Origin of the sequence: Desulfococcus multivorans (genome assembly GCF_001854245.1) — a bacterium.
GTDB lineage: Bacteria > Desulfobacterota > Desulfobacteria > Desulfobacterales > Desulfococcaceae > Desulfococcus > Desulfococcus multivorans.
Genome location: NZ_CP015381.1, coordinates 1,570,848 through 1,577,500 on the forward strand (window position 1 = coordinate 1,570,848; position 6,653 = coordinate 1,577,500).

Below are 6,653 nucleotides of genomic sequence, written 5' to 3' on the forward strand. Positions count from 1 at the left end.
GATCGGGCCCAACCGGATCAGAGACGCTCAATCTTCACAATAGCGTCGGCGATTTCCCCGCTGAGTTCCGAGAGAAGCTCGCTTTCGGCCTGAACCAGGGCGGCGTAATCGCCTCCGGTGGCCGACCTTCGGAGGGTTGACTTACGGGTTACGACCGGGGTTCGTCCCGTGTTTTCAAAGATCGTCCACTGGGCTTCCAGGTCGGCATGAGCCCCCAACTGAGCATCGAATCGGATGATGTCGATAACGACTTGATACCGGATCGATAAATTGCTTTTCCAGGGAAACACAAATATATGATCCGATGCCAGGAGGGTGGATAGATTTTCGGCGATTACCCGAGGAATGGCGTATTTAAGGGTGCCGGCCCATTTGTCTAATTCTGCCAGGTGAAGTTCATGGGGGCTTTTGCGAACGACAATCTGAGGCCGATCAAGATAGTCCGGTAGATTGACCGGGCCGATGCCGACGGCCGAATTGTCGACGATCTTGGGAATACGGTCTTTGCTGTCGGAAAGGGCGCTCAGTGTGTAAAAACGTGTCGATGCGGTCCGAACACATCCTGCGGCACAGAACACCATCAGCGCAAAAACCACGAATGGCAGGGGAGGTCGTCGTTTCATGGGTATTGAGCTTCTCCTTTCCCCCGGATCAGGGCTTCGGGGTGGCGTTCGAGGTAGTCGGCGAATGTGCGTACGGCGCGGGCCGCCTCTGACAGTTCGTCCAGGGTGCTGTAAAGTTTATATCCCATTACGGTATCATTGGAAGCGATCCCTTTGACCGCAGAGAGACTCTCTTCCATCTGTTTCAGCGCGGCGCGGGTGGATACCAGGGTCTCTGCAAAGCTTTCGGTTATCGGGCGCACCTGGGTGTTGATGTTTTCCATGAGACGCTCGGTGCTCCGGGCCGTTCGACGGGTGTATTCCAGGGTTCCGTCAAGTCTGGCGCCGACGGACTCGAGTGTTTCATCCATGTCATTCACGAGACGGCGGATATCCTTCAGGGTCTGGCCTGCTGTATCCATGGTTCCCGGAAGTTTCTGGTTAAGGTCTATGACCAACGCTTCGATATGGGTCATGGTCTGGGTGAAGGATCCAACGGCTTTTTTCATTTCTTCGGAATGCAGCATCTCCTCCATGGCTTCGAGGGAACTGATGGCCTTGGCGACCATGGTTTCAAAAGGCAGCTGTTTCAGGGTTTTCTGCAACCGTTCGATCTCTGATGGGATGGTGGGCAGCTCCACATACTCCTGGCCGCCGAAGGCGACCTTCTCGCCCGGCACATGCGGCGGGGCGTTGGGATGAAAATCGAAATCAACCGAGAGAAGCCCCGTCAAAATACTTTGCATTCGGAGTTGGGCGCGAAGCCCCATGTCGACGAGTTTGAGCATGATGTTCCGCCGTTTTTCATCCGGGATGTAGCCGTTCATCATGCGGATCTGGCTTTGGTCGATCTCGATGAAGACCGGAATCCGAAGGGACATGTCCTGCGCGTCAAAATTCAGGACGACGCTGGTGACTGAACCGATCTTGACCCCTCGGAAAGTCACGGGCGCGCCGGGTCTGAGGTTGGCCACGTCACCCTGGAAGTAGAGGACGAAGGTCTGGGTCTCCCGGAAAAATTTTCCGGACCCGAAGACGAGGACCCCGAGGGTGATCAGAAGGATCGCCCCCAGGACGAAAATGCCGATGAGGGTCGGATTGGTTTTGGCTTTCATAGCAGAGCTGTTGTCCTTAACCGCCGGTGAGGTTGACATTGAGGGGACTACATCCCGATAAAATTGAAGATGATCGTGAGAATGGCGTCCGAAACAATGATGAACACGATGGCGGTGACGACGGCGGAAGTTGCCGCCACGCCCACGGCCGATGAACTCCGACCACACTGTACGCCTCTGAGACACCCTGCCAGGGCGACGATCACCCCGAAGACGACGCTCTTGATGAGGCCCACCGTGAAATGGACAAGGGGAACCGCTTCACGGGTTTGCAGCAGATACGCCGACGCATTGATGTCCAGCACCGTCACCGCCACAATGGCACCCCCGGCGATTCCCATGAGGTTCGCATACAGGCAGAGGAGCGGCATCATCAGCATCAGGGCCAGAAGTCTCGGCAGAACCAGGAACTCCATGGATGATATGCCAAGGGTCGTGAGCGCGTCGATCTCCTCGTTGACCTGCATGGTGCCAAGCTCCGCTGCGAAGGCTGCTCCGGTTCTGCCCGCCATGATGACAGCCGACATCATGGCCCCCATCTCCCGGGCCATGCCGAGACCGACGAGGTCCGCCACATAGATTTCAGCGCCGAACATCTCCAGTTGAATCGCCCCGACAAAAGCCAGGATGAGTCCGACCAGAATGCTGATAAGGCTGACGATGGAAAACGCTCCCGGACCGCAGTCCTGAATGATCTCGACGAAATCCGACCGCCGAAAGCGGGCCCGTCCTTGCAGGAGTCGAAAAAAGGCAAGGGACGCTGCGCCGATAAAATCGACCATTTCGCGAGCGGATGTCGCGGCGGACAGTGCATTTTTCCCGATGCGCTCGAGGAACGCGGAGCGTCGCTCTTCCCGGCGAGCTCCCTTGCGTTCGGGAACGGCGGTGGCCAAGGAGATCAGACCCTGAACGCCCTTGGGCAGATGAGACAGATCCGTCCGAATATGTCGCTGTTCAAGCACCTGGGTCACCTTCAGGATGAAACTGAGCAGGCTGCTGTCCCATGCGACGACGGCGCCTCCATTCAGAATCACCCGTTCCACGGGGTGTCGAGCAATTTCATCGAGGACGGCATCTGCCGACGGCAGACCGTTCTTTATATCCCAGTGCCCGCTTAGCTTAATCTCGATGGTACTGTCTTCCGGGGAGACGATTTCGATTTTTGCGGTGGTGTTTTCTGGCCTCATGTGAGTGTCCGTTCGGCAAAACAAAAAGAGATGAAAAAAGACCTCAAACAATCTTAATATTGCCGAATTTATTAAACTTTTTATAATTACTTCATATCGGATCCGATTGCAACATAATAATCATTCAACTTTCGACTTTCATGATGGTAATGGGAAAGCGGTGTTGGGAGGATACGGCCGAGCCCATTCAGTAGCGAGTATAATGCCGTTTAAGCACCGCGGCGGATCAGGGACCGGGACTGTTTGAGCGCAAGCGAGTTTCCGGGCCGTCCGGAGCAGGCTTTAACGGCACTTGAGTGAAAAGATGGATACGGAAATAAAAAAGGCCCGGCGTTTTATGATTGCCAAGGCCTTTTTCTTTAATTTTTTGGTGGAGCTGAGGGGGCTCGAACCCCTGGCCTCATGACTGCCAGTCATGCGCTCTCCCAGCTGAGCTACAGCCCCAAAAGGTGGGGAGGATTTAGCAAAAACTTGTTGGTGTGTCAATACTAATTTTTTCTGATTTCATTTTTTTTTCTAAGGAGGGAACGCCTTGGCGGGAAGAGAATTGTTGACAAAAAAGGTAATAACCAATAAAATAAAGTCTTTTTATATCCAAACATATTGACTCGACCTTCGACCGCCGATATCCGGTCTTGTCGAGGGTGTTGGTTACCCGCTGACGGCGTTGGGTGTCGGTGGGTGATACGTCGCCGGTAAATCGTGGGAATACCACATGAACGAGGTGGGAAAAACATGCTCAAGTTAATGCGGGAGAAAGCGGGTAGTTGGTTTATTAAAGTGATCCTGGGCGCGATCGTCGTCGTCTTTGTTTTCTGGGGGGTGGGCAATTTTCGTTCGGGACGGTTGGAAAAAGTGGCCGTCGTGAACGAGACGCCCATTACGGTCGAGGCTTACAACCAGTCCTATAATGCGCTCATCGAGCGGTATCGAAGTCAGTTCGGCGCACAATTCAATGAGGACATGATCCGAATGTTCGGGCTCAAAAGGCAGGCCCTCGATCAGTTGATCAATCAGATTCTTATGCTCCAGGAGGCTGAAAAACTCAATTTCCGTGTAACGGACGATGAACTGGCCGCAGTCATCCAGGCCATACCCGCCTTTCAGAATAATGGCGCCTTCGACAACCGTATCTACACCCGGGTTTTGAACATGAATCGGCTGACGCCGGAGGCGTTCGAAAAAGACCAGCGGGAAGCCATCCGGATCGACAAGCTGAGGCGGTTCATCACGGACAACGTCAAGGTTTCGGATCAGGAAGCTTTGGACTGGTATCTCTGGGAAAACGCCGCCGTCAACATCGCATACGTGGTTTTTGAACCGGATCGATATCAGGATATCGATGTGACGGATGAAGCGGTGCGGCAATATTTTGACGCTCACCAGAGCAACTACAAGACGGAACCCAAGATCAAGGCTCAATATATCTATTTCGATCCCCAAAAATTTATGGACGGCGTCACGGTGACGGATGACGACGTCAAGGCCTATTTCGAGGAGCATCCAGATGAATTTGCGGTGCAGAAAACGGTCAAGGCGCGACACATCCTGTTCAGGCTTGAAAATGACAGCTCCCCGGAAGAGGTGGCGACACAACGGAAAAAAGCCGAGACGGTTCTGGCGCTGGCCAGGGAGGGACAGGATTTTGGTGAGCTCGCCAAAACCTACTCCGAGGATCCCGGCAAGGATCGCGGGGGTGATCTGGGAACGTTTACGCGGGAGACCATGGTCAAGCCCTTTGCGGATCAGGCCTTTTCAATGAAGGCCGGCGAGATCAGCGATCCCGTTCGCACCCAGTTTGGGTGGCACATCATCAAGGTTGAAGCGGTCAACGAGGCTTACCAAAAGACCCTGGACGAGGTGGATGAAGAGATTATACAAAAAATAACGGAAGAAAGGGCGAAGGCGACGGCCTACGAGCATGCCGAATCGATCTATGACGCCGCATACGATGGGGATGATTTGAAAACGGCGGCGGAAGGCAAAGCGGGCGACGTAAAAGAGACGGATTGGTTTACCCTGACAAAAGGGCCTGCCGGCGTCAATGATCCGACGCGCTTTGCCCGGACCGCCTTTGAACTGTCCGACATGCAAATCAGCGACATTCAAGAATACGGTGATGGATACTATCTGATTCAAACGCTGAAGAGAACGCCCGAGGCGGTTGCGCCCTTCGACGATGTACGGGAGAGGGTGAAAGCCGATCTTCTCGAAAACCGTCGATCGGAAAAGGCCTTAGCGGATGCCCAGATCTTTTTGGCCGCTCTCAGGGAGGGCGCGGTCATTACGGAAGAGGCCGCCAAAATGGAGTTGAGCGTCAAGGAAACGGGATTTTTCAAGCGCAACGAGACGATACCGGAAATCGGCCGATCCATGGAGATCACCACGGCCGCTTTTGAATTGTCGAAAAATGCGCCGTTGCCCGAGGCACCTATCGAAGGGCCGAGCGGGCGTTACGTGATAAAATTCGTGGACCGGCGGACCCCGGACCCGGATGCTTTCGAACCCGAGAAAACCACGGTAAAGGCAAAACTGCGGCAGCAGAAACAGATGCGGGTTTTTGGCGACTGGTTGGCTCAGGTCAGAAAAAACAGCGACATCACCGTCAACTCGGAGATGGTTGAATGATAAGAATCCCATATCGCAGCCGAAGGGGAGCCCGGGATGCCGCCGGGATATCGTGACGTGGCGGCACCGAACTTGACCAGACTATCCGTCGTGAAGAGATGCCCGTATTGTTCCGCCAACCTGAAAAACAGCGAGACCCGTTGTTTTTCGTGCAATCGCAAGGTCGGTGAACCCGACCGGCACGGCATCGCGAAAAAGCCCTTTGACTGGAAGGGGTACGGTATGAGCCTTCTGGCAACTGTTGCTTTTATCGGGTTTATGTGGTGGGCATTTTTCAGAAAATAAGGCATGGTTGGGAATGTGAGGTGGAGATGGATCATATGAAGGGGTTGACGGACGACGAAAAGCGAACCTTGCTGGCGGTGGCGCGCGCGGCCATCGTGTCGAAGCTCCATTCAAAAGAAGCGACGTCCCGGCCGGAGGCGCCTTCTCCCCCGCTTGGGCAACTGAGGGGGTGCTTTGTCTCTCTTCATAAGAAACGAGCGCTCCGGGGATGCATCGGCATCATCGAACCGATCGCGCCACTGATCGACGGCATTCATGAAAATGCCCTTAACGCGGCATTCCGGGATCCGCGATTTTCAGCGGTGGAGGAAAAGGAACTCGGGGAAATCGAAATTGAAATCAGTGTGCTGACCCCGCCGCAGCCTTTGGTATTTTCGAACCCAGAGGCGCTTCTGGCACAGCTGAAGCCCGGGGTTCACGGCGTAATTCTGTCCAAGGGTGGACGTCGTTCAACTTTTCTTCCCCAGGTCTGGCACCAGTTACCGGAAAAGGAACGGTTTCTGGAGCATTTGTGCCTCAAAGCGGGGATGAAGGGTGACTGCTGGAAGGATGCCGCCGTCAAGGTTCATGTCTACGAGGTGGAGTCCTTTTCAGAGTCAGACCTATCGTGAATGACCGCTATAGAGTTGTTTTTTATAACGATTTCAACTTTCAACTTTCATGACGATGACCGGCACCGGCCTGTGAAACTCGAAAGTTGAGTAACGATGATCCCGATTATACCTATAGGGAGTCCGGACGGCGGATCAACGTCGTCCTTTCGGATCCTGCAATCTTCATATCGGACCGGGGGCGGACGGTTATACGTCCCATGCGGCCGAATTTTTGAGCAAGGA

5 protein-coding genes and 1 tRNA gene are annotated in these 6,653 nt (G+C 54.2%); 2 read left to right on the top strand and 4 right to left on the bottom strand.

What is annotated here, in order from left to right:
- Positions 1-17: 17 nt before the first annotated feature.
- The 4 genes from dmul_RS06750 to dmul_RS06765 form a co-directional block, all read right to left on the bottom strand.
- Positions 18-623, bottom strand: coding sequence for a PqiC family protein (locus tag dmul_RS06750; RefSeq protein ID WP_020876480.1), 606 nt, complete (start codon positions 621-623; stop codon positions 18-20).
- Entirely contained in the window at positions 620-1,717 is a 1,098-nt protein-coding gene (locus tag dmul_RS06755; RefSeq protein ID WP_020876479.1) for an MlaD family protein, read from the bottom strand. Before dmul_RS06755 ends, dmul_RS06750 begins: the two co-directional genes overlap by 4 nt.
- A gap of 47 nt (positions 1,718-1,764) precedes the next feature.
- Positions 1,765-2,904 (bottom strand): ABC transporter permease, encoded by a 1,140-nt coding sequence (locus dmul_RS06760; protein WP_020876478.1) that lies wholly within the window; start codon positions 2,902-2,904, stop codon positions 1,765-1,767.
- Positions 2,905-3,272: 368 nt separating this feature from the next.
- A tRNA-Ala gene (locus dmul_RS06765) sits at positions 3,273-3,348 on the bottom strand.
- A 291-nt stretch (positions 3,349-3,639) separates the two neighbouring features.
- Between dmul_RS06765 and dmul_RS06770 the strand changes: the two genes are divergently transcribed.
- Both dmul_RS06770 and amrA read left to right on the top strand, forming a co-directional pair.
- A complete protein-coding gene (locus tag dmul_RS06770; RefSeq protein ID WP_020876477.1) occupies positions 3,640-5,532 on the top strand; it encodes a SurA N-terminal domain-containing protein in 1,893 nt (630 codons plus the stop codon).
- Positions 5,533-5,852: 320 nt separating this feature from the next.
- The gene (amrA, locus tag dmul_RS06780) at positions 5,853-6,428 is read left to right on the top strand and encodes an AmmeMemoRadiSam system protein A (RefSeq protein ID WP_040414847.1); all 576 of its coding nucleotides are present in this window, start codon (positions 5,853-5,855) and stop codon (positions 6,426-6,428) included.
- Positions 6,429-6,653 lie beyond the last annotated feature (225 nt).